This is a genomic window from Paenibacillus sp. BK033, assembly GCF_004345425.1.
Classification (GTDB): Bacteria; Bacillota; Bacilli; order Paenibacillales; family Paenibacillaceae; genus Pristimantibacillus.
In genome coordinates, this window is the sequence record NZ_SLVP01000005.1 from 383,163 (window position 1) to 407,801 (window position 24,639).

Below are 24,639 nucleotides of genomic sequence, written 5' to 3' on the forward strand. Positions count from 1 at the left end.
AGAGAGTGAACTTATGAGATTAGCCAAGTCACAGCGGGTCTCCAAGACGAACCAAAAAATTGCAAGCCTCTTATGCGCGACAGCCTTATTGCTTCCCGTCATCCCCGCGATGCCTGCTTACGCCGCAACCTTGAATGTCACTTCATATGGCGCGAACGGCACGGACACGGGCGACGACAGTGCGGCTATTCAAGCGGCCGTTAACGCTGCAGCCAGCGGGGATACGGTATTTATTCCCGACGGCACGTATTATCTCGGAACCGCGGTCAGCGGGAAATCGGGCGTCAAAATTACGGGTCAAAGCCGGGATAATACGATTATCAAATACAATTCGACTTCGGCCAATACCTTCTTCTCGCTCTATAATCTCTCAGGCGCCGAAGTGTCTTCGATGACGCTCGATGCCAGCAACAGCACTGTACCCCAATCCGCGGTTGTATCGGAAAACGGCAGCGGCAATAAAATGCTGAATCTGAAGGTTAAGGATTTCGGCATGTCGTCCGGATTCGGTCCGTTTGCATTGTACGGCGTCAACACGGATAATCTGACAATCGCGGACAGCGTGGTAACCAATATCGGGGTTAATTCGGACTGGGGCGGCGGCGTGCGCGTAGGCTGGGGCTCGGATCATGCCCTCGTCGAGAATAACTATGTTGCGGAAACCGGACGCGGCGGCATCTTTATTAACGACGACAGCCCTTACGCGATCGTTCGGGGAAATACGGTTACCGGCACCGGCAAGAAAATGGAAGGGCTGGGCATCGAGCTTCATACCAACGTAAACTATTCCCTGGTTGAGAACAATACCGTCGATCACTGGATCAGCACGGTCCGTTCCGCCTATATCGCGGTCCGCAACAACTATGTCGGCTCCAGCACAACGGTAGGCAACATGGGGCTTGAGGTGATGGTTGACCACGGCGTCACTTCCGGCAACATGGTTGACGGCGGCCAGCAGGTCGGCATTCAGCAGTCCCCGGGCACCGGCTACCAGCTTTGGAACTACAACACGGTGCAAAACATGGTAATGTGGGGCATGCAGCTGCAAGGAGAAGGCACGGGACAAACGGAGCAGTACCAATATTTTTACAAAAACACGTTCAAAGACGGAGCCGCCGGCAATCCGAAAGCCGCTTATCCGGGTTACGACGGCAACGCGGTCCGCATTCATGGCAATACGAAAAACGTGACGTTCGACAGCAATACGATTACGAATAACGGGCGCAAAGCGATCGAAATTACAACCGCGGGCGGTACCGACCGCCTGAGCTTCATTAATAACATTATTACGAACAACGCCGGTCCTTCGATTGACCAATATCCATCCTCGGCAGCGGATCTCGAGTGGAGCAACAATACGGTAAGCGGCAACGGCAATAACACGCAGCTCGCAAGCAGGGGCTTCAGCGATCCGAAGCCGGTAGCGAACTTCACAGCTCCGCTGACCGTGCAGCTTGGCCAATCCGTGACCTTCACGAATACATCAACCGACAACGGTACCATTGTGGAGAATCTGTGGGATCTCGGCGAAGGACTGCCGGTTACGACCGCCAGCCCAACGTATACTTATCAGAAGCCCGGTACTTATCAAGTAATTCTTGGCGTTTGGGATAACGGCGGACGCGCCAGCGTGAAGGAGCAGACCGTTACCGTTATAGCGGGACCGCCGGATACAACGGCTCCAACAACGCCAACCAATTTGACGTCTCCGTCGAAGACCGACACAAGCGTTACGCTGACTTGGACTGCATCAACGGACAATATCGGAATTGCCGGGTACGACATCTATAAAGACGGCGTACTGGCGGGTTCGACGGTAGGCCCGGCTACAACCTCCTTTACGGTAAACGGATTGACCTCCAACACGGCTTACAGCTTTGCCGTCAGAGCGAAGGACGCCTCCGGCAATACTTCCTCGCTTAGCAGCGCAATCAGCGTCACGACCAGCTCGATTCCTACGCCTGTATGGGTCGCGTGCGCGGGCGAAAACAATATGTGCAGCTTTACGGGAACGAAGGAAGTCCGCTACGGCGCAGCAGGTCTTTACAATTACGGTACCTATACAAACGGCGTCATGTGCGCCAACAACGTATTCGGCGATCCTGCTCCGGGTCAATACAAAACCTGCGACGTCAACATGGCTGTTGGCGGTGGCGGAAGCGATACGCAGGCGCCTACGGCTCCAACCGGATTGTCCTCTCCTTCGAAGACGTCGACCAGCGTGAATCTGACTTGGTCCGCATCGACGGACAATGTAGGAGTAACGGGTTATGACATTTATAAAGGAAGCACGCTGGCCGGCTCGACCACGGGCGCCACTTCCTTTAACGTAACCGCGCTTTCTCCAAGCACAACCTACACCTTCACGGTGAAGGCGAAGGATGCCGCCGGCAATTTGTCTGCCGCAAGCACCGCGCTGAGCGTAACCACAAATGCCGCGGCAGGCGATACGCAAGCTCCAACGACGCCGACAGGGCTAACCTCGCCATCGAAGACGTCCACAAGCGTAAGCCTGTCTTGGTCGGCATCGACGGACAATGTAGGCGTGACCGGATATGAAGTATATAACGGAGCAACGCTTGCAGGCACAACAGCGGGAGCGACATCGCTTAATGTAACCGGCTTGTCTCCAAGCACCGCTTACAGTTTTACCGTGAAGGCGAAAGATGGGGCCGGCAACGTGTCGGCAGCCAGCGCTGCGCTTAACGTTACGACTAACGCATCCGGCGGCCAGACGCCTGCGGGCACTATTACGCGCGAGTACTGGACGAATATTACGGGCAGCACGATTGCCAGCATTCCTACCGGCACGGCACCATCCGGAACCAGCACGTTAACCAGCTTCCAGGCGCCATCCAACTGGGGCGATAATTACGGCACGCGGATCCGGGGCTATATAGTGCCTTCCGTAACGGGGATCTACCAATTCTCTATCGCGGGAGATAATAATAGCGTAATGTACCTCAGTACGGATGCGAATCCTGCCAATAAGACTCAGATCGGAGAAGTTGTCGACTGGGTGTATCCGCTGAACTTCACGCAATACGCAAGCCAGCAGTCCGGGCAAATCTCGCTGACGGCCGGTCAGCGTTACTATGTTGAAGTTTTGCATAAGGAAGAAGGAGGAGACGATCATGTCGCGGTAGGCTGGAAGACGCCGGGCAGCTCTTCTTATTCCGTAATCGATGGGGTCAACCTTGCCCCAATTCAGTAAATCAATCATAGAATGAACCGCAAGCAGCCTTGGCGCTGCCTGCGGTTCTTCTTTTTTCAACCGGAGTAATCGTCAAATTAATGGACGCTTATGCAAATACGTATGAATTCTTCAGTGGTACGATAAATGAAAGGGCTGCGTATGTCGGGAAAATAAAGTGCGGGAAAACGTATTTTATAGGATAATAGAGAAAGAGGCGTGTAAGCGCTGCCAGAATATAAGGGAGGGGGTGGCGGATGAAGAAGTTTAACAGCGTTTTTAGGAGATTCCTCGTATCGTACATCGTTATCCTGATCATTCCAAGCATTGCCGGCTTCCTATCCTATCATACTTCCATATCGGTGACGGAGAAGCTGTCCATCGAGAACAGCGTCATGCAGCTGCAGAAGAGCAAAGAGCTGCTGGAGCGCAGAATGGCAGAGGTTGAAGGATTTACGAGACAGCTTGCGATCAATCCGGATTTGAACATGCTGATGAACGAGAAGAGCAGCGGGGAGCAGACGAATGTATACGGCATCTGGCGGATCCTGCGCAGCGTGTTAACGTTTGGGCAGACCAATGATTTTCTTCAGCAGTTCTATATTTATCTGGGCAATTACAACGTTATTCTGACGCCAGGCTCCGCATACGTAAGACCCGAGCATTTCTACGAAAGCTTCCGGTATGAGGACCAATCGTTAGCCGAATGGAGACAGTCCATTCTCGGGCAGACGCATAGGAGCGAGATTATCCCGCTTCGCCCTTACAATAATAGGGGAACGATAACATCGGTCGTCACTTACATGCAGTCTTTCCCGCTGGACAGCTTCAGCGGTTCTTCTCCGGCTGTTGTGGTGGTTACGATCGACGAGAAGACGATTACCAATCTATTGACGGGCATCACGGACAAATACGGCGGCTGGACGCAAATCAGCGATGCCAGCGGCCGAACCATCGCTTCGCTGGGTACCGGCGTGCCCGACATGCAGGCGTTAGCCAAGGATGCAAGCTTTGACGCGGACAAAACCAGCCAATTCTACAAAGACGATCTCGTGATTACCATACATTCGAATACAAACGGCTGGGTTTACCGCTCCGGTATTCCGAGACATGCCTTGCTCGAGTATGCGAATCAGATCAAGTTCATCACTTGGACGATTACAGGCATTGCCATCGCCGTTGGTTTGTTCGTTGGATTAATGCTGGCCTACCGCAACAGCATGCCGATCCATAAGCTGGTTTCCGTGGTAAAGGAGCAGTTCGGAAAAGACGACACGACGGAAAGGAACGAATACGACTTCCTGCACGGGAACATTGCGGAGATGATCCGCAGCAGCAATCAGCTGGAATCCGAATTGAGGAGACAGCTACCGCTCATTCGCGATGCTTTCCTGAAGCGGCTCCTATCCGGGGAACTGCAGACGCGGGAAGAAATATTCGCGGCCGCTTCCCAAGCGAATACGGGCATTTACGGACATTCCGGATACGTCTGCATTTTACAGGTGCAAGGCTATACGGGCATGGACAGCGTGGAGGTTCTGAATGAGCTTCATGCCGCAAGGCTGCTGCTGAAGCAAGCGCTCCTCGACATTGCCGGCTTTACGTTGACCACCGATTGGGGCTCCGACCGGATAGTGATCGTGTTCGCGTCCATGGAAGCCGAGACCGGCAACGCGATTGGGCAAGGCGAGATTGCCAGCCTGCTCGAGCAGCTGTCCAAGCATGCGTTCGACCAATACCGCATTACGTTTATTGCCGCGCTTGGCGAAGCATTTGCTTCGGAAACCGAAGTCAGCGTCTCCTATGAGCAGGCGAAGCAGACAATGGATCAAGCGCTTCATGCCGAACGGAAAGGAATCGTCTGGTTTGAGGAAACCCGACTCGAGAGCGCGACTTATTATTATCCGCTTGAGATGGAGCTGCGTCTGATCGGCACGATCCGGGCAGGGGAGTCGGAGGAAACAAGTAAAATCGTCCGCACAGTAATGTCTCTTAATACCGAGCAGCGGGAGCTGTCCGTGGAAATGTGGCAGCAGCTGGCCGGAGAAATGAAAGGAACCCTGCTTAAGCTGCTCGATCAGAAATCCTTTATGGAATCCGGCATGTTCGAGCAGCTTAAAGACCGGATCATTGCGCTGCACGCTTCCGACAAGCGGTCCTTCCAAGCCGAAATCGAAGATATCACCGGCGTGATGTGCTCGATCGTCGTAAGCCGCAAGAACGACGGGCATACAAGAATTATCGAGGCGATTAAAGCTTATATAGCTAGTCGTTTCTCGGACTCCGACTTGACCCTGTACCGGGTTGCCGAGGCCGTGGAGAGACCCGAGAAATATATTTCCCAGTTATTCAAGGAAGTGACGGGCTCGAATCTGTCCGATTATCTGGAGCAGGTACGGATGGAGAACGCCATCGCGCTGCTGCGCGAAAACCGGTACACGGTTGACGAAATATCATCCCGTGTCGGCTACAACAGCTCCCATTCGTTCCGAAGAGCATTTAAGCGGGTCACTGGCGTCTCGCCAAGCTCGTACAGGCAAACGGTGGAAGGGTGAAGGGGGAGATGGTTTGAACAAGCTTATTCGTCTGGCCTGCACCGTTCTCTCCGTCTGCTCCGTCCTTCTGGGACTCTCCTCATGCAGTTCGGCGGAGCAAACTGGATCCGAAGCGGATAAACCGCTACGGATCAGCGTTTTCGCCCAGCAGGACGCTGGCCAGAACCTGAAGACTAACGATTTCTCCCGGCTGCTGGAACAGAAATTTAAGGTAAGCTTTAACTGGCAGACCATTCCGTACGAAGGGGCCAAGGAGAAACGCCAAATTTCGCTCGCGAACGGCCATTATCCCGATGCCTATATTCTGACAAGCTATATTGACCAGTTCTCGCAAGCAGACGTCATCCGCTATGGCAAGCAGGGGATCCTTTATCCGCTGAACGATCTCATTGAACAGTATGCGCCTCATATAAAGGCAGCTTTCGAACAAGAGCCTGGACTTCGGGCGTTGAATACGGCTCCGGACGGTAATATATACGGTCTTGGCGCCTATAGCGATTGCTTCCATTGTTCGTATCCGTATAAGCTATGGTTAAACGATAAATGGCTGAAGAAGCTTGGACTCCAGATGCCAAAAACAACGGAGCAATTACGCGAGGTGCTTCAGGCATTCAAGGATGGAGATCCGAATGGCAACGGCTTGCCGGATGAAATTCCGCTCAGCGGTTCGACCGAGGAGTTCGGCGTACGCGTGCTTCCGTATTTGATGAACGGATTCGTGTACGATGACGACCGGACCTACTTGAATGTGGCGGAGGGTAAAGTCAGCCTGGCCGCAGTCAAGCCCGAATGGCGGGAAGGATTGAAGTACGTGAGGTCCTTGTATGATCAAGGGCTTATCGATATAGGCGCCTTTACGCAAAACTCCGACGCCTTCTACAAGTTGGGAGAGAATGCCGATGCGCAGATTTTGGGAGCGGGCACGGCCATGCATCCTGCAATCTTTGTAAATACCGGGCCAGGCAACAAGAGGGGGAGCGATTACGTGCCGGTTCCGCCTCTTGAGGGACCGCATGCCTCTTATGCTGTATATTATCCGTCCGGTATCATGCCTGGCGCCAAATTCGTGATTACAGACAAAGCAAGCCCGGAAGCGCGGATTGCGCTCATCCGAATCGCTGATTATCTCTTCACGCCGGAAGGTCAGGCCAATGCGGAAATCGGCAAGGAAGGCGTGGATTGGAGAAAACCCGTGCAAGGGGAGCAGGCGCTGGATCCGGATATCCCGGCTGCGTTCGCCAGCATTGCGCCCAAAGAGGGGGATCCTCCGCACAATACGAGGTGGAGTGGAATGGGGCATTTCTATATGCCCAAGTCCTATCGGAACAGCTGGGTTCAGGATATGGATATTTACGCTCCGGGCGGATACGAGAGAAGGCTGTTTCAAGCTACCGAATTATACGAAGGGCATGAGCCCAAGGAATATTTCCCGATGTGGTCCGTCTGGATCAACCCTGACAGCGCGGACGAAGCAAGTCTCTTGCAATCCAACCTCAAGAACGAGATCGATGAGAGCGCGATGGAGTTTATCACCGGCCAAATGGATCCGGACAAGGACTGGACGTCCTATGTAACCAGACTGGAATCTCTCGATTCGGACCGTTACGTCGAGATTATGCAGCAAGCGTACGATAGATGGCTGCAGGAGAAAAACACAAAATAATGCTTTAGGCCGGCCGCGGCATACGCGGCCGGCCTTTTTGCTTGAGATGTACGGTATCGCAGGAGCAAAATGGCCGCACTATGCGGAAATGTCCCTATATTTTCGGGAGATTTGTACGCTGAATGACGCAATTGTACCTATTCCGGGACCCTAAAAATCACCTATGATCGAACCTGTAGAAAGCGCTGTCATCCATCAAGACGCGGTTTACTCAATTAATTAGGGGGGATTCGTTTGGAAGCCGCCGGCAAACGTCTCAGCGCAAGAAAGAGCTTCGCTAGACACTGGCAATTGTATCTTATCGTTGCACCGCCGCTGTTGTTCTTTATCGTTTTCAAATACTATCCGATGCTGAACGCGGTGCTGGCCTTCAAAGACTATTACGTCACGAAAGGCATATGGGGAAGCCCTTGGGTTGGGTTCCACAACTTCAGATTGTTCTTTGAGAATCCGATATTCGGCTCGCTTGTGAAAAACACGCTTATGCTCAGCTTCTATTTGCTGCTTGCCGGATTCCCGATTCCGATTCTGCTGGCTTTGATGCTGAACGAGGTACGGGCTCAGAAATTCAAACGCTTCGTGCAGCTCGTGACCTTCGCGCCGTACTTTATCTCTACGGTAGTCATGGTATCGATTATCATGCTGTTCCTGGCGCCAAGGCTTGGTTTCGTGAATGTGCTAATGAATCACCTGGGCATGGAATCGGTTAATTTTCTAGGCAGTCCCGGCATGTTCTCATCGATCTATGTCTGGTCAGACATTTGGCAAACGGCCGGCTATTCTGCCGTGATCTATCTAGCCGCGTTATCGGGAATTGACCCAACCCTGTATGAAGCCGCAAGGGTGGACGGCGCATCGCGCTTTCAGAAGATTTGGAACGTCGATCTGCCGGGCATTCTGCCAACGATCTCCATCATTCTTATTCTGAATGTCGGGAACGTCATGGCGATTGGCTTCGAGAAAGTGTACTTGCTCCAGAACAAGCTGAATATCGCCAACTCCGAGATCATCGCAACATACGTGTACAAGATCGGCTTGCTGAACGCGAACTACAGCTTCGCGACGGCTGTCGGCTTGTTCAACTCGGTTATCAATCTTGTTCTGCTGTTTACGGTTAACGCACTGGCACGTCGGTTTTTGAAATCCAGCATCTGGTAACGAAGAGGTGTTTGCATGGCTAATGTGGCAAAGGTAAGGAACAAAATCAGAGAATCATCGGGCGATAAGGCATTTCTAATCACCGTATACATCATTCTTGGGCTTGTGCTTGTCGCCGTACTCTATCCGCTGATTTATATCTTAAGCAGTTCGTTCAGCAGTCCGTCCGCCGTCTCTGCAGGCAAGGTCTGGTTGTGGCCGGTGGATGTCTCGCTTAAGGGTTATGAAGCGCTATTCAAAAACTCGCAGGTGCTGACCGGTTACGGCAATTCGCTGCTGTATACGGTATCGGGAACGCTCGTCAGCGTCACATTGACTATCATGCTGGCGTATCCGCTGTCGCGTTCCACCTTCTTTGGACGCAACGTCATCATGATGATTATCACGTTTACGATGCTGTTCAGCGGCGGTTTGATTCCAACCTACATGGTTGTGAAGAGCCTCGGCCTTATTGATACCAGATGGGCGCTCATTATTCCGAACGCGGTCTGGGTATGGCAGGTTATTATCGCAAGGTCGTTCTTCCAGCAATCGATTCCGTCCGAGCTTGTCGAGGCAAGCGAAATCGACGGCTGCAGCGATTTGCGCTTCATGCGCAGCGTCGTGCTGTCGTTATCCAAGCCGATAATCGCGGTACTGATCATCATGTATGCGGTAGGGCAGTGGAACGCCTACTTCGATGCCTTGATTTATTTGAAATCGGACAGCAAGTATCCGCTGCAGCTCATTTTGCGAAGCATCATCATCCAAAACAACAGCGGCAGCGCCAACATGGACGCCTTGAAGCAGGTTGAACGCCAGCAGCTGGCGGAGCTTCTCAAATATTCGCTGATTGTGGTGGCAACGCTTCCCGTGCTCATTATCTATCCGTTTGTGCAGCGTTATTTCGTGCAGGGGATGCTTGTCGGCTCCGTCAAGGGCTAATCCGGCTGAGACAAGGTGAAAGGGGGAATGCCGTTCAAAAGCGCAGCGAGAAGCACGAACTCAATACAAAATTAGCAACACCTAACGGAATTCATTAAAAGGGAGCGATTGCACGTGTTAAAACAGAGAATGGTTATTCTGCTCGTGACAGTCTTAATGGTCACCCTGGTCATGTCGGCTTGCTCGAAAAACAACGCAGGCAACAATGCGCCGGCCAGCAACAAACCCGCTAACAGCGCTTCAACAAACACCGAAACCGAAAAACCGTCCGCACCCGTAGATATTAAGCTGTTCGCGGTGCAGGAGCCTAATATCGACCTGGCAACCAACAAGTTCACGAAATTCGTGGAAGAGAAATTCAACATCAAATTCAATTTCGAAGCCATCCCTTCGGACGGTGCCAAGGAGAAACGCCAAATTTCCCTGGCGAGCGGCGATTTCCCGGATGCCTACATGCTAACGGCCTATATCGATCAATTCTCGCAAGCTGACTTGATCAAATACGGTAAGCAAGGCGTACTTATTCCGCTGAACGACCTGATCGATAAATACGCGCCGAACATCAAGCAAGCGCTTGAGAGCAATGCGGACTTCAAAGCGTTCAGCGTTGCGCCGGACGGCAACATCTACGGTCTTCCTGCATACTCGCAATGCTTCCACTGTTCGTATCCGAACAAGTTGTGGCTGAATACGAGCTGGCTGGAAAAGCTGAACCTGGAAATGCCAAAAACAACCGAAGACTTCAAAAAGGTGCTTGAAGCGTTTAAAAACCAAGATCCAAACGGAAACGGCAAGAAAGACGAGGTACCGCTGAGCGGTTCGACGGAAGAGTTCGGCGTACACGTTGTTCCTTACCTGATGAATGCTTTCGTCTACGACGACGACCGCAACCATCTGATGCTGCAAGACGGCAAGGTAGGCTCCGCCGCGGTTACGGACGAATGGAAGCAAGGCCTGGCGTACATTAAATCGTTGTATGACGAAGGCTTGATTGATCCGGGCGCGTTTACGCAAAATGCCGAAGCGTTCAAAAAAATCGGCGAAAACGGCGATGCGCAAATTCTTGGCGCCGGCGCCGGCATGCACCCTGCCATTTTCCTTAACATTGACCATGGCAATAAGAACTCGAAGGACTACAACCCGCTTCCGCCGCTTACAGGCCCCGGAGGCGTATCTCTCGCAACGCATGACGGCGGTGGCGTATCTCCTGGAGCCAAGTTTGCGATCACAAGCAAAGCAAGCGAAGAAAAGCAAATCGCTCTCATTAAGTTGGTTGACTACATGTTTACTCCGGAAGGCCAAACCAACGGCGCGTCCGGTATGAAAGGCATTGACTGGACGGATCCGAAGGAAGGCGATCTTGCGCTTGGAGAGAACGTGAAGCCTATGGTAGCGCCTATTCCTACGACGGAAGGCGAAGCACCGCGCAACGCCGGCTGGAGCGGCATGGCTCACTTCTATATGCCGAAAGAATACCGCGACAGCTGGGTACAAGGCACAGACATTTACGATTCCGCGAACTATGAACGCCGTCTGTATCAAGCAACGCTGCTCTACCAAGGCCATGAGCCAAAAGAATTGTTCCCGCTTTGGGCGATTTGGCTCGATCCAGCCGAAGTGGACGAAGCAACCATGCTTCAAACCAACATCAAAACGTACATTGACGAGAACGAGCTGCAATTCATTACCGGTCACAAGAGCCTCGACAAGGACTGGGACAGCTACTTGAAGGGACTTAAAGACTTGAAGCTCGACCGTTACCTGGAAATTTTGCAAAAAGCCTATGACGCCTCCACGTTCAAAAAATAATCATGAAATAGCGGCTCCACGTGATTTTACGGGGAGCCGCTATTATTAATCGGAATAGCTTCGCGGGGTTATCACTCCGTTTTAACCAGCCTTCTTCTAACGGATGTCATGATCCATAGGCCTATCGGAATGCCAATCGCGCAGACGGGAATAACAATCATCTCCCATAATCTTTGGAGCATCATGATGGCCGATTCATTTGGGATTATCATCGCGATAAGATAGATTAGTGGAGCAGTGAGCCAGAAAGGGCGTTTCCAGGACTTGATCCGGAAGCACTGGGCTATTTCATAGCTGGTAATGAACAGGTACAGCGATATTTTCGCAAATACTCCGAATATCCAAATAAAGATGACAAGAATATCCATGTTCTGAATGAAATTCAAAATGTTGATCGACCGCACCAGCATGAAATAGGGGAATCGAAGCTCCTGAGCCACCGTCGGACCAAACACCATCAGAACCATCAGCGTGGACAGGACAAGCATTACGCCCGTCAACCACACGCTCGCCAAGGACTTCTTCAAAATATGCTTGGGATTGGAAACAAACGACAACAGGACAAGCGCCATAAAGGATTCGGCCAGAAACGAAGCCGGTGCGAAGGAGGCGCGTACGATTTCCGTCAGGCTAGAATCACCCAAGACCGGCAGCAAATTAACCCATCTCGCGTTGGTTGCATTCAGCAAAAAACTCACCAGCAGCGTCAGAATCGTCAGAGGTCCCGCGATTCCGCAAAAACGGCCGATTCCCGTAATCCCGCTTGTACCCGTCAAATAAATGGCAGCCGTCAGAATCATCGCCATCAGCACCCATACCGGCGTTTTGTCCAGCAGGATGAGATGAAGGAAATCCGCGAAGGAACGCAGCACATCACCTGATAAAATAAACCAGGCCGCAAAATAGGGAAGGGTGACGATTTTGCCCAGCCATGGGCCAAAGAGCTCTCTGCTGAATTGGGCCAGACTTTGGCCGGGATGCAGCATGCCAACTTTGACGACCAGCAACGTGATTGCCCCGCCTAGCAGACAAGCAAGCAGCATGGACATCCAGGCGTCTTGCCCGGCCATCTCCACGGCAGGCGAGATGCGAAGCCAGACCGCCATCACTACTTCCACAGTCGCCATGATCCAAAATAATTGCCACCCCGTAATTTTCATTGCCTTCGTCCTTTCCTGCCCGGCTGCAGAACCATCATATCGAAGAATTGGTTTGTCCCGGATCCTCGTACCGAAGCTGTACCTCTACGGTAACCGGAATTCTGCTGAACGTCTCGTTCCAGTTATTTTGCAACTGTTTCCATTCACCGGGGTATTTGTTGTGAACATGCCGGCCGATTCCGAAAATATCCGCTTTATATTGCTTTTGGGCTTTGAAGACAAGCTTGTTCACGGCCCGTTCAACTTCCCGGCTTAGGATTTCCTCGATTTTGCGGAGTTGCTTTTCTTGGGAAGGATCCCTCATGGAATTGTTTTCCACAAGGCTGCCTTTACCGCTTAAATGAATATGCACGCGCATTCCGTTCGAGTCTTTGGCCACGCGGATTCGACTCTTGAGAGCTTGCGCCCTTAAGCTGATACTGCCGCTCGATTGGCTTCCCGAGGTTGAGACGGTAAGCGATCTTTGTCTTCCCTTAATCCAATTCGCGTAATACGATTCATCGGGCTTCAAAAATCCGGTCAGCTTATGCGAATTTTCCTTATTCAGAATCGCTGCTCCCGAGTAGATGAACCTTTTTGTGGTCGAATGGTAGCTAACGGCCGGCAACAAGACGGTCCCGCCTTTTGGCCGCGATTCGCACAGAAATTCCCTATAGTAATAAGGCTTCATCCCCAGTGCTGACTGAACGCTGCCCAAGGCTGTGCTGATCAACGGATCAAAGACCGGCTCCGTGGCTAGAATCTCCTTGGCCGTACCGTCTTTCACCACAAAAATGACGGATCTCATTTCCGATTTCGGGTTGCGCACGACCATATCCAAATATTTGTCCATTCCTTGCTCGGCCATTCGCTGGCCAATCAGAATCGTCTGGCGATGCGCATAGAACAAGGTACGGGAGAGCTGCGTCTGAAGATTTTGACCCGCATCCATAAAGTCCTTGCCGGAGGCGCTGACCACTACAAAGCTTCTTTTCTTGCTAGGTCCGGTATCCGGACCGCCTAGACCAGCCGGAACGGCAATCTGGGAACTGACCTCCAGCCTGCCGTCCGCATTCATATCCAGCCCTCCGCCGATAACAATCGCCAGCTGGTTGGGCTCCTTAAGATTCCAGCAGCCGGCCGTTACAGTCGACAGAATCAGTAAGAGGCAAATGGTTGTCATCGATTTTTTCAACAATGGATCCCGCCTTAACTCATACGCTTTCTGGGCCTTCTCAAAAAAACATTTTTCAGCTTGCTTTTGCTGGCCGGTGCGATCGGTTCAAGATACGGCGTGCCAAGCGGACTTAGTTGAATCAGATGGGATAGAATCATGATCAATCCAAGCGCCACGCCAAACAGACCAAATAATCCGGACAGAACCAGCAGCGGGAATCTCAGCATTCTAAAGGGATAACCGAACCGGTAACGCGGAATAACAAAGGACGAGATACCGGCTGCCGATACGACGATGACAATGGGAGCCGAAATAATTCCCGCTTGCACAGCGGCTTGGCCGATGACCAACGCTCCCACGATACTGACCAGCGGACCGATTTGCTGCGGCAATCGAATTCCGGCTTCCCTTAATCCTTCAAACATAAATTCCATCAGAAACACCTCGATCACCGTTGGAAAAGGGGATTGTTCTCTAAGCCCCGTAATGCTGAGCATCAGCTTTGGAGGCATCATCTCGGGATGATACGTAGTCAACGCGATATAAATAGACGGGAAGAGGAGCGAAAAAAGAGCGAACGAATAGCGGATCCACCGGTTCATGGTTACATACAAGAAACGTTCGTAATAATCGTCCGGTGCCTGTAGACCGTCCCAGAACGTCATCGGAACGACCAGAACGATCGGAGAACCATTTACGAAGACGGCTATTCTCCCTTCCAGCAGACCAGCGGACACGACATCGGCCCGCTCGGTGCTTTGCATTTGCGGAAACGGTGAATAGCCGGTGTCTTCGATATATTCTTCGATATAGCCGGATTCCAGAACGCTCTGAATATCGATCGCGTCGATTCTAGTCCTTACTTCATTGACCAAAGCAGGGGAGGAAAGACCTTCGATATAGGCAAGAACGACCTCGGTTTTCGTCAATTTGCCGATTTGAAATGCTTCCATCTTTAGATCCGGCGTCACGATAATCCGCCTGAGCAGCGTGGTATTCGTTCGAAGCAGCTCCGTGAAGCTTTCACGGGTTCCGCGCAGGGCCGCTTCGGTGGAAGGCTCTTCAATGGACCGCGTTTCGAATTGGGAAACATCCGCAAGAAGAACGAATGGATCGCCATCTGCAAGGAACGCTACATTTCCTTTTAAAATAAGGTCTGAGGCTTCTTCGAATCGGGTTACCCTCTGGGTCTGCAAAGCCGCAATAAGCTCCATATCCAGCATTTGGGCCAGGCTTCCGAGTGTCCCGAGCCCCTGGGGAACTCCTTCATACAGCAAAGGTTTAAGGATTGCGTTCTGAACAAGATCCTTATCGATCATGCCGTCGACGTACACCAATAGAAGGATGGCATTGCCTTGCAAGGTTAAGCGGCGGAAGACCACATCCGAACAGTTCGCGAATATGGACCGGAATGCTCGCTCATTATCGGAAAGGGAAGAATGAACAGTCATGGCCATGCTCATTTGTGAAATGGTGCGTTCGTTTGAAGACATTGGAGTTCATGCACCTGCCACTGGAAAAGTTTTGTGTATCTAGATACTATACCCAAACCATTTGCTCACTACACTATATCTCAAACTTGTTTCTTCCTGCGGGTATATACACGTTCGGAAAAGATCGACAAACAGCCTCCGTCGTATGTTGCGCGGAGGCCGTTCGTTCAGGTGGAGAGTGGAGGAGAGCTCCTGAGGTTACGACCCCGTCGAGCGGTAATGCCGGACCCCGATATGCCACAGCATCAGGCAAGGGAGGATAAAAATTACGCCCGCGAGCGGAGACAGCATATAGAGAATTTGATGTCCATCCGTTCGGTCAAGCACGTAGAGAAGCGGCAAATAGTTGACGCAGCCTAGCGGGATGACGAAGGTGAAGAAATTCGTTACCCATTTCTCGTAAATCGAAAGTGGGTATTTCGCCATTTCCCGGCCGCCGTCAGTAAAGACGTTGGCTACCTCAAGACCTTGAATGGTCCAGAAGCTAAGCGAGGCGGTGGCGATGAATAACCCCGAGAAGATCAGCATGCCGCAAACAATCATCAGCATAAGCGTGCCAAGCTTCGGGAGCGTAAGCTCAACCGGCAGTTTACTCAGCGACCAGACCAATACGATCAAGCTCTGCAGCATGCGGCCTAGCCTTGCGAATTCGAATTTGGAACCAAGCACCTGCAGAACGGTGCTTCTCGGCCGGACAAGCAGGCGGTCGAAATCTCCGCTGCCAACCAGGCTTGAGAACATATCGAAACCGCGGGCGAACGTCTCGCTAAGAGCATAGCTAAGTCCGATAATCGCGTAACATAAGGCCGCTTCGTAGAAAGTCCAGCCTTTTACCTGCCCAAACTGCGCGAACATAAAATATAAACCGGCGAGAACGGTTAGCGGAGTAAGGGCTTGCCCCACAGTCAGCAGCCAGAAGGAGAGACGATACTGCGCCTGCGATTTGAACAGGATGGATATATATTTCAGATACAGATACATGCGGGTCAACCTCCTTGTATAACAATCTGGCGAAGCGCCCGCTTTAAGCACCACCGGCCAAGCAGGATCAACGCAGCCAGCCAAATGAATTGAATCAGGATTCCCCAGACCGCCTCGGATTGCGGAATTTGCCCGGAATAGACGCGAAACGGAAAATCGGCGGTCCAGCGGAATGGAAGCGCATAAGTAACGGCCTGCATCCAATTCGGCATCAAGGGAACCGGAATAATCATGCCGGCCAGAAACTCTCCGAGCACCGCGATCACCAGGGTAGAGCCGACGGGGGACATCGTCCAAAAGACGGAAATGTTGATAAACATGGAGATGGCGATATCAACGGCAAGTCCTAGCAGCAACGTCACCGCAAACAGCGCAAAGGTTGTGCCCGAAGGCGGAAAGGATAAGTTATAGGGTTTCGGCAGCAGGAGCGCGACCAGAAGAATGGGTATGCACCGCAGGATTGCGCTTGATAAACGCTGGGCAAGCAGTTTGGCGTACCAGAAGGAGTAAATCCCGCATGGTCTGCATAATTCATAAGCGATATTGCCGCTTGTGATGAGGGTAAAGATTTCGTTGTCCCTGAACCAGAGCATCACAAAGGCAAGGAAAATTTGCTGCAGCCATATATACGAAGCCAACTGCTCGAGCGACATCGAGGGCTCCGCCGTGCTGTGGGCATAGAAAGCGACATACACCATGATAAAAATAAAGCCGAAAAACAACTGGGTAGCCATGCCGGCGATGGCGGCTGTCCGATATTGCAGCCCGCTGACAAATCGCAGCTTCCAGACGGACAGGTACGTATTCATATCCGGTGCTCCTTATAGAGCTCCAGCACAAGCTCCTCAACAGGCGTTGTGCCAACCTCGAGGTCAACGATCTCAACCTGCTCGGACAGCCTGGCAATAACGCTGGCAACCGGCGTGACTTCGATATCCATGCTGTAAACGGCACGCTCCGGCGTCCACGATTGACAACGAACACCGTCGATATGCACCGGCTCATTATGTTCGCGGTAATCGACCGTAACCGTTCGCTTCGATCCGAACCGGCCGCGCAGATCGTTCAGCGTGCCGTCATAGAGCAGGGTGCCTTTGCCGATCATCAGGATCCTGTCCGCCAACGCTTCAATATCGTTCATGTCATGCGTGGTCAAGATGACCGTCACGCCGCGTTCCTTATTGATTCGTTTGATGAACTGGCGGACTGCGATTTTGCTGGCGGCGTCAAGACCGATTGTCGGTTCGTCGAGGAATAAAATCTTAGGATCGTGGAGAAGGGAAGCGGCGATTTCGCATCGCATGCGCTGACCAAGACTAAGCTGTCTGACAGGCGTCTGCAGAATATCCGTTAGCGCAAGCGATTCGGTCAGCATCGCAAGGTTGGTACGGTAGACATCGCCGGGAATCTTGTAAATATCGCGAAGGAGCCCAAAGGAATCAATGACGGGGACATCCCACCACAGCTGGGTTCGCTGGCCGAAGACAACGCCGATATTCTTGACATACGCCGCGCGGTCTTGCCAAGGCGTGTAGCCTAGAATTTTGCATGTTCCATTGTCCGGCACGAGAATACCGCTCATGACCTTAATGGTGGTTGACTTACCGGCTCCGTTTGGGCCGATATAACCCACGATTTCACCGGGGGAGATATGAAACGAGATATTGTGGAGCGCCTCGACAATTGTATGCTCCCGGGCGAATAGGGCTTTAACGGCTTGCCGGACGCCGGCTGTTCTCCGCGCAACCTTAAATGACTTATTAATACCTTGCAGCGCAATCATGGATTGAAGCCTCCTTATAAGTGGTTTTTAGTCCAGAAAAGAAATATACCGGGATTTTCTAATAAAGTATAGACTTATAATAAAATCCAGGTTATAATACTATTATAGAGATCGAGGATATCTCTGATTTGGAAAATGTTGATTTTTATTTTTTTAAGGACGAAAATTGTTTTGTTTCTTAATTTAATTACATAGACCGCACTTAAGTCTTTGCATATTGCCTCGTGCATTTGCGGGCTTTTTTATTGTGTTTACTACATAAAAGGACACCTTCTTAAACGTGGAAGGTGTCCTTTTTTGCCTTTCTATGAAAAAATTTTCAATTTAACTAGTGATTTGACTCAATCCTTCTTCCCGCCGCCTGTATACGCTAGTAAGTATGGAGATTGGTAGTTTCCGAGAGTGGGAAAAGGAGGATGGAGCGATGAAAATTATCGTAAACGAGAAGGAGCTGAAGGAATATTTTGACGGGCTTGCCCGTCTGCTGCCGAGATTGAATGCGGCACAGCCGCAACGCTCGGATTCGCTTGACGCGACGGCACTCCTGGCGGAGCTGCGTCAAACGATTCGGGAGGAATTGGCTTCGTTTGGATTGGAGGGGCAGCGCGATGCCGGCATGTCCGGCTTGAATAAGCTCAAGCAGGTTTTCGAGCCTTACACAAGCAAGCCAGCCGAGTTATTAACTGCAGCGGGTACGGTCGAAGGGACAATCAGTAAGGTAGGTTCCGATTTTCTAATCGTGCGCGAGCCTGGAGGGACTATGGTCATGGTTGCGCTGGAACAGCTGGTCTCCTTTCAATTGACAGGAAAGAAGGTGGAACGATGATTGAAGAATTATTGTCTTTCGTGAACAAAGAGGTGCAGATTGCAAGTGCCCTGGAAACGATTTGCGGAACGCTCGTGTCGGTAGACGGCACGGCGGTAACGGTCCGCACCTCGGAGGTATTCGGATACGAGAACGGCAGCTATTCCATTATTCAATTACGCTTCATTTCTTATATCCGGCTGTTATGACGATTGCGAATAAAAAAGGGAGGTGAGGCATTTTGTCGTTTCTGCGAGTGCCTGGACTAGTCAGCATTGTTGTCACCGTCTACAACAAGCTTCCCTATCTGTCGGATTGCTTGACAAGCTTGCTCAATCAGACCTACACGAACTGGGAGCTTATTCTTATCGATGATTTGTCCACGGACGGGTCATACGAATATGCCGTAACATGGCTTAACGACAACGAGCCATTATTGCAGGACGGAAAAGGGATATATACGCTTCGGCTGCCGCGCAATGCCGGTTACGCCGGCGCCATAACGGCCGGGATGTACTTGGCCAAAGGCGAGTATATCGCCATTCAGGATGCGGATGATCTATCCCATCCGGAGAGGCTGGCCAAGCAGGTCCGTTATTTGAACGAAAATCCCCATATTGATCTGCTTGGCACGAATTACGAGGTATTCGAAGATGGCCAACCGGACAGCCGAACGCCCGTGTATTGGCTTAAATACGGAGAGCAGATCGGCAAAGTGTATGCGAAAGGCGGTCATTGCATTTGCCACGGGACGGCTATGTTCCGAGGAGCGGTGTTCGACCGCATCGGCGGACATACAAGGCGTATCGAGGGAGCAGAGGATTACGAATTTATAGCGAAGATTATCAAGCCGGGAGCCAGGAACGTGGATAATTTGCGCGATGTGCTGTATTACTACCGCAAGCATCAGAAGCAGCGTTCACGCGCCTATTTCGGCAAATCGCACAAGGAGCAGGGATATGATACGTAATCGGATTCGGCTGCTGATGGTGATGGATAGCCTGGCTGTCGGCGGAACGGAAACTTACGTGCTGAGTCTTGTGAAAGCATTTCCCGCGCTTGGCGTCATGCCTGTCTATGCAGGGGGGACAGGCGTGATGTACGAAGCTTTTGCCCGCGCAGGCTGTCCGATTCACCGCGTGGACCTGGCGGCAGAGCAGCTGATGGACCCGGAACACCAGCTGCAGGCGGAAGCCGCGCTTACGCAGATTATGAGAAGCCGCAAGATTAATCTCGTGCATATTCACCAGCTGCCATCCGGCTTGCACGCAGCGAAAGCGGCGCGAAAGCTGGGAATTCCGGTCGTATTCACCGTGCATGGCTCTTATTATCCGCCCGAACAGCTGCAATTATTGAAGGATGCTGCCTGCACCTTCATCAGCGTTAGTCCACCCGTGCGCGGTTATTTGGATTATCTGGGAATTCCGTCCTATTTGATTGCCAATGGCATTGACTTCGAGCGTTATCGTCCCGCTTCGTCTGCGGCCTTGCGCGCCAGTCTTCGCATACCGGACGGCGACAAGATCGTCGTGTATGCTTCCCGCCTGGCATGGGACAAGGCGGCGGTTTGCGCCATGCTTGTGCGAGCGGCGCGTACCCTTCGCCTTCACGGGAAGCTGCCTCTCCAATTGGTTATCGCGGGTACGGGGAATCAGGCTGCTGCTATCGCCGAGCTGGCGGAGGCCGTAAACCAGGAATGCCATGCGCCGTTCGTCCATCCGGTGGGAAATCAGATGCAGATCGGCGATTATTATAATCTCGGCGATCTGGTTGTCGGAACGGGCCGGGTTGCTCTTGAAGCAATGGCATGCGGCAAACCCGTTCTTGCTATTGGCAATCACGGATATTTTGGCCTTGTGGATCGGCCAGTTTACGACGAGGCATGGCAGTATTATTTCGGTGACCATAACTCCAAGGAACGGCCAACCGAGCAGTTGATCGCGGAGGCCATCCGCGGAGCGCTCGCATCAGACGGCAATCTGGTGAGTATAGGCCGCCAGGGGCAAGAGTGGGCGAGGGCGAATTTTGACATTCAAAGCAAAGCGCTTCAGATGAAACAGCTGTACGGCTCCTTGCTGGCAAGTACCTGATAGGAATGGAGTGATAGCCACAAATGCGCAAGGTATTATATTTAGGATGGATTGGCTTTAATAATCTTGGGGATGAGTGGATGTGGGAGATGTTTAAGACATTGGCGGACACCCATCTGAAGGAGGAGGAGTATCAAGTTATCCCTTCGCTTCCGGCCGTGGAATGGAAGAAGGTAAGCCAATACGATACGATCGTTCTCGGCGGAGGCTCGCTCCTTGTACCCGGTTATGTCGAATTGGTGCATGAGGCGTTCGAGCTCGGCAAAACGATTGTCATCTGGGGGAGCGGCCATGATCGTCTTCATAAATGGATCCCGACGTTGGACGAGAGGCCGAAGCCGGAGGCAGCCATGGAAAGCGAGACGTATCGCCAAAAGCTCAAAGAAATCCTGGAGCATAGCGTCTATTGCGGCGTTCGGGGACCCTGGACTCGGGATTATATTGAATCGCTTGGCGCTCGGCCGAAGCATCTGGAAATCAGCGGCGATTCCGCCATGTTGATGAATGCGCTGAAGCCCCTAACCGATAAGCGACTATCCGAAGGACCGCGAGGGGACATTCGCACGATAGGCATCAACTGGGGAACCTCATATAACCGGATATACGGAGGCAACGAGGGTAAGGCAGAGGATCAGCTAGCGGAAACGGGCCGTTCACTTCTTGCGCTGGGATACAAGCTTCATTTGTACTCGGTATGGGGACCGGACGAAAAGGCGCTCGCAAGCCTGTACCGAAAGCTTGGCCAAGACGAACGCATTACGTTTGATTCCAAAGTCTATTCGGCTGCGGATTATGTGCGGCTGCTGTCGGGGTTCGAAGCGACGATCAATCTCAAGCTGCATGCCAATTTGTTATCTGCGGCAGCGAACGTCCCTTTCGTGTGCATCGGTTACCGCTTCAAAAGCTTCGATCTGATGAATGGCCTAGATTTGTCCGATTGGATCGTTGCCTCGGATGACCCGCAATTGGCCTCCAAGCTGACGCAGAAGGCTCAAGCCGCCATGGCTTGGCGGGAAGGGTATGCCAGCAAGCTGGAAAAGGGGCGCCAAGCGGCTTATCAGTCACTCGTTAAACCGTTTCAGGAGAAGTTGTTCTAACGCGATCGTAAGGAGATTGTCCGTAAATGACAAGGGCAATCTCTTTTCTTATGTCGCAACTATTTTTACTTTACAGCGTCTATATAGTGTTTCCGGGGAACGGAAATCGGTTGTTGCCAAAGAATATAAAACTTTTATGAGAAATTAACAGGGATTTCTAACGTTGGTATAGTATTCATTTACGCAGTAGGTTTAAACGCAGCCGGTTAGAAGAAAAGCGTTATAGCAAGACTACGAGGCGTAGGTGATTATTGTTGTTTCTGATTGATTACATTGTGAATCTATCCATATTTTCGCTGTTGGTTAGCATACCCTTCATAATCCGTTCGTTTATCCATTCCAAGCCGCTGAAGCATCCGCTATGGGGTGGTCTCTATGCGGGCATTGTTTCAGTCATCCTCGTTTTATTAGCGGTAAAACAACAGGGATACGTCTATGATATCCGCTATTCTCCCGTCATCTTGATGTTCGCTTATCTCGGTCCCATTCCGGGCATCATCACCGGATTATTCGCGTTGTCCGTCCGATTGCTCTCAAGCGGCAATTGGATGCCGGCCATCGAAGGATGGACCTTCATTATGCTCGCCTTTTCTGTCCTGCACGTTTACTTCTCCCGCCGGCAGCTGCCGCCTTTCAAGAGAAGCATCATATTTTCGGGCGCCTATATTGTGCTGTACGCATGCGTGGTGCTTACCTTCCGGATTATGGTGAACGAGCCGCTCTTTCATTTGCAGTATGTCTGTTTTGTCATATTGGGCGTGTTGTTGGGCGGACTGTTGATTGAATCCCACGAGCGTCTGCGCCGTACCGTAGCCGAACGCAACGAAATGGAATTGTCGCTACGCGAAAGCGAATACCAATACCGGTTAATCGCGGAAAATACGTCCGACCTCATTGTGGTCATGGATCCCGACCACTCGATAAGGTACTTCTCGCCGTCCCATTCGTTTGTGCTGGGGTATTCGGGGCTGACCTTAAATCGCGCGGAGCTGGACCGGATTATTAGCACCGAGGATGCGAAGGTATTTAATCAGACCGTAAAAAAGCTGTTGGAGCAGAAAAATTCGCTCTCGATGGAAATTCGGTTCCGGCATCTGGACGGCCGACTAATTCCCTTTGATTCGTTATGCAAGCCGGTTGAGGGCAAGGATGGCCGGATCGAGCATATCGTTATTATCAGCCGGGATATCTCCGAGCGCAAAAAAGCAGAGGAGTTTCTGCTGCAATCCGAGAAGCTCTCGATTGTAGGAGAATTGGCGGCGGGCGTCGCCCATGAAATTCGCAATCCGCTGACTACGCTCAAAGGATTTCTCCAATTATATAAAATCGAGAACCCTTCCTTGAAATACGGCGATTTACTGCGGGACGAGCTGGAACGCATCGAAATCATTACAAGCGAGCTTCTCTCAATGGCCAAGCCGCAGGCTGCGATGTATACCGTAGCGAACGTTAAAGACGTTATCGAGCAAACGCTCGAATTTCTGACGCCGCAGGCGCTGTTAAACAATATCGAATTCGTACGCCGGTACGAAGGGGATTATTTTCCGGTTGCTTGCGCCAAGCACCAATTAAAGCAGGTGTTTCTCAATATTTTAAAAAACGCGATCGAATCCATGGCCAACGGAGGGGAAATTCAAATCCGCATACAAATGGAGTCGGCAGGCGACTGCCTTATCGTCATTCGGGATCAAGGCTGCGGCATTCCGGAAGAGCATCTTCCCCGTTTGGGGCAGCCCTTTTACAGCTTGAAGGAGAAGGGAACGGGGCTAGGACTCATGATCAGCCACAAAATCATCAAGCAATATCACGGCCGTATCGTTTATGACAGCAAGGTTGATATTGGTACGAAGATTGAAATCAGGCTGCCGGTTTATAATCCATCACAAGAACGGACTGTCCAATAATCATCCGGAGAAAGGAAGCTTAATTATGAAATTGGAGGTCATTGCTACCTGCATGGACGACGCCTTGACGGCGGAAGCAAACGGGGCGGATCGACTTGAGCTAATTACGGCGATAACGGAAGGCGGGCTAACGCCGGGCATCGGTCTAGTGGAGCGGGTGGTGCAAGCAGTCCGGATACCGGTATTTGTCATGGTACGTCCGCACAGCCGCTCCTTCGTATTCGCGGAGCATGATATCGATACGATGGCTTCGGAAATAAAAGCGATTGTGCGAGCCGGTGCGGCAGGCCTTGTGCTAGGCGCTTTAACGCCGGCAGGGAAAATAGACGAGCAGGCGCTGGGCCGGCTTTTGCCGCTAACGGGCGGATTGCAAGTGACCTTTCACCGTGCGTTTGACGAGCTGGCAGATCAGCATGAAGGACTTCAAACCCTAATGAAGTATCCGCAAATTACCCGCATCTTAACTTCTGCCGGGCCAAGACCGGCGATGGAATCGGTGAAGGAGATGGCCGAGCTTGTTGCGGCCGCCAAGAAAAGCCATTTGACGATTTTGGCTGGAAGCGGTCTTACAACGGAAGGCATTGCAGCGTTTATTGCTCGGACCGGAGTAGGGGAAGTGCATTTCGGATCGGCAGTCCGGTATAATAAGTCCAACCTGGCGCCAATTCAACCTTCCGCGCTTCGGCGGCTTGCCGACGACTTACGACAGATCAGATGAAGCGGCTTCTATATGAAAAACAAAAAGAACCTGGGCAAACGGCTCAGGTTCTTTATATTGCACGCAAACATATACGATGATATAATCGATTCACAACTGTCTTTTAGCAACTAGACATAAATATCTTATCTTACAGTTTAATTGTATCAT

At 51.6% G+C, this 24,639-nt stretch carries 19 protein-coding genes; 13 read left to right on the top strand and 6 right to left on the bottom strand.

Features of this window, described 5'->3' with window-relative positions; translation table 11 throughout:
• Positions 1-13 precede the first annotated feature (13 nt).
• From EV294_RS30360 to EV294_RS19170, 6 genes are all read left to right on the top strand, one after another.
• A complete protein-coding gene (locus EV294_RS30360) occupies positions 14-3,214 on the top strand; it encodes a fibronectin type III domain-containing protein (protein WP_165930739.1) in 3,201 nt (1,066 codons plus the stop codon).
• A 236-nt stretch (positions 3,215-3,450) separates the two neighbouring features.
• Complete coding sequence (locus EV294_RS19150; protein ID WP_132309632.1) at positions 3,451-5,748, top strand: helix-turn-helix domain-containing protein; 2,298 nt, start codon at positions 3,451-3,453, stop codon at positions 5,746-5,748.
• A 13-nt stretch (positions 5,749-5,761) separates the two neighbouring features.
• Complete coding sequence (locus EV294_RS19155) at positions 5,762-7,411, top strand: extracellular solute-binding protein (protein WP_132309634.1); 1,650 nt, start codon at positions 5,762-5,764, stop codon at positions 7,409-7,411.
• Between the two features lie 234 nt (positions 7,412-7,645).
• On the top strand, positions 7,646-8,569 hold the full coding sequence (locus EV294_RS19160; protein ID WP_132309636.1) for an ABC transporter permease: 924 nt from the start codon (positions 7,646-7,648) through the stop codon (positions 8,567-8,569).
• Positions 8,570-8,584: 15 nt separating this feature from the next.
• A complete protein-coding gene (locus EV294_RS19165) occupies positions 8,585-9,493 on the top strand; it encodes a carbohydrate ABC transporter permease (RefSeq protein WP_132309638.1) in 909 nt (302 codons plus the stop codon).
• Between the two features lie 129 nt (positions 9,494-9,622).
• Positions 9,623-11,302, top strand: coding sequence for an extracellular solute-binding protein (locus EV294_RS19170; RefSeq protein WP_132309849.1), 1,680 nt, complete (start codon positions 9,623-9,625; stop codon positions 11,300-11,302).
• A gap of 71 nt (positions 11,303-11,373) precedes the next feature.
• Here EV294_RS19170 and EV294_RS19175 read toward each other — a convergent pair whose 3' ends face one another.
• The 6 genes from EV294_RS19175 to EV294_RS19200 form a co-directional block, all read right to left on the bottom strand.
• Positions 11,374-12,462, bottom strand: a complete 1,089-nt coding sequence (locus tag EV294_RS19175) for a GerAB/ArcD/ProY family transporter (RefSeq protein WP_132309640.1) — start codon at positions 12,460-12,462, stop codon at positions 11,374-11,376.
• A gap of 34 nt (positions 12,463-12,496) precedes the next feature.
• On the bottom strand, positions 12,497-13,636 hold the full coding sequence (locus EV294_RS19180) for a Ger(x)C family spore germination protein (RefSeq protein ID WP_132309642.1): 1,140 nt from the start codon (positions 13,634-13,636) through the stop codon (positions 12,497-12,499).
• A gap of 14 nt (positions 13,637-13,650) precedes the next feature.
• Positions 13,651-15,111, bottom strand: coding sequence for a spore germination protein (locus EV294_RS19185; RefSeq protein WP_132309644.1), 1,461 nt, complete (start codon positions 15,109-15,111; stop codon positions 13,651-13,653).
• Positions 15,112-15,309: 198 nt separating this feature from the next.
• A complete protein-coding gene (locus EV294_RS19190; protein WP_132309646.1) occupies positions 15,310-16,092 on the bottom strand; it encodes an ABC transporter permease in 783 nt (260 codons plus the stop codon).
• 5 nt (positions 16,093-16,097) lie between these two features.
• Positions 16,098-16,901 (bottom strand): ABC transporter permease, encoded by an 804-nt coding sequence (locus EV294_RS19195; RefSeq protein ID WP_132309648.1) that lies wholly within the window; start codon positions 16,899-16,901, stop codon positions 16,098-16,100.
• Positions 16,898-17,875, bottom strand: coding sequence for an ABC transporter ATP-binding protein (locus tag EV294_RS19200; protein WP_132309650.1), 978 nt, complete (start codon positions 17,873-17,875; stop codon positions 16,898-16,900). Before EV294_RS19200 ends, EV294_RS19195 begins: the two co-directional genes overlap by 4 nt.
• A 424-nt stretch (positions 17,876-18,299) precedes the next feature.
• Between EV294_RS19200 and EV294_RS19205 the strand changes: the two genes are divergently transcribed.
• The 7 genes from EV294_RS19205 to EV294_RS19235 all read left to right on the top strand — a co-directional run bounded on the left by EV294_RS19205 (position 18,300) and on the right by EV294_RS19235 (position 24,489).
• A complete protein-coding gene (locus EV294_RS19205; protein ID WP_132309652.1) occupies positions 18,300-18,701 on the top strand; it encodes a hypothetical protein in 402 nt (133 codons plus the stop codon).
• Positions 18,698-18,889, top strand: a complete 192-nt coding sequence (locus EV294_RS19210) for a hypothetical protein (protein ID WP_132309654.1) — start codon at positions 18,698-18,700, stop codon at positions 18,887-18,889. The genes EV294_RS19205 and EV294_RS19210 overlap by 4 nt, the downstream gene beginning before the upstream one ends.
• Positions 18,890-18,921: 32 nt before the next feature.
• Entirely contained in the window at positions 18,922-19,650 is a 729-nt protein-coding gene (locus EV294_RS19215; protein ID WP_132309656.1) for a glycosyltransferase family 2 protein, read from the top strand.
• Positions 19,640-20,770, top strand: coding sequence for a glycosyltransferase (locus EV294_RS19220; RefSeq protein WP_132309658.1), 1,131 nt, complete (start codon positions 19,640-19,642; stop codon positions 20,768-20,770). The genes EV294_RS19215 and EV294_RS19220 overlap by 11 nt, the downstream gene beginning before the upstream one ends.
• A gap of 23 nt (positions 20,771-20,793) precedes the next feature.
• A complete protein-coding gene (locus EV294_RS19225; protein WP_132309660.1) occupies positions 20,794-21,867 on the top strand; it encodes a polysaccharide pyruvyl transferase family protein in 1,074 nt (357 codons plus the stop codon).
• Between the two features lie 251 nt (positions 21,868-22,118).
• Positions 22,119-23,771 (top strand): ATP-binding protein, encoded by a 1,653-nt coding sequence (locus EV294_RS19230; protein ID WP_243711711.1) that lies wholly within the window; start codon positions 22,119-22,121, stop codon positions 23,769-23,771.
• Positions 23,772-23,796: 25 nt separating this feature from the next.
• Entirely contained in the window at positions 23,797-24,489 is a 693-nt protein-coding gene (locus EV294_RS19235) for a copper homeostasis protein CutC (protein ID WP_132309662.1), read from the top strand.
• Positions 24,490-24,639 lie beyond the last annotated feature (150 nt).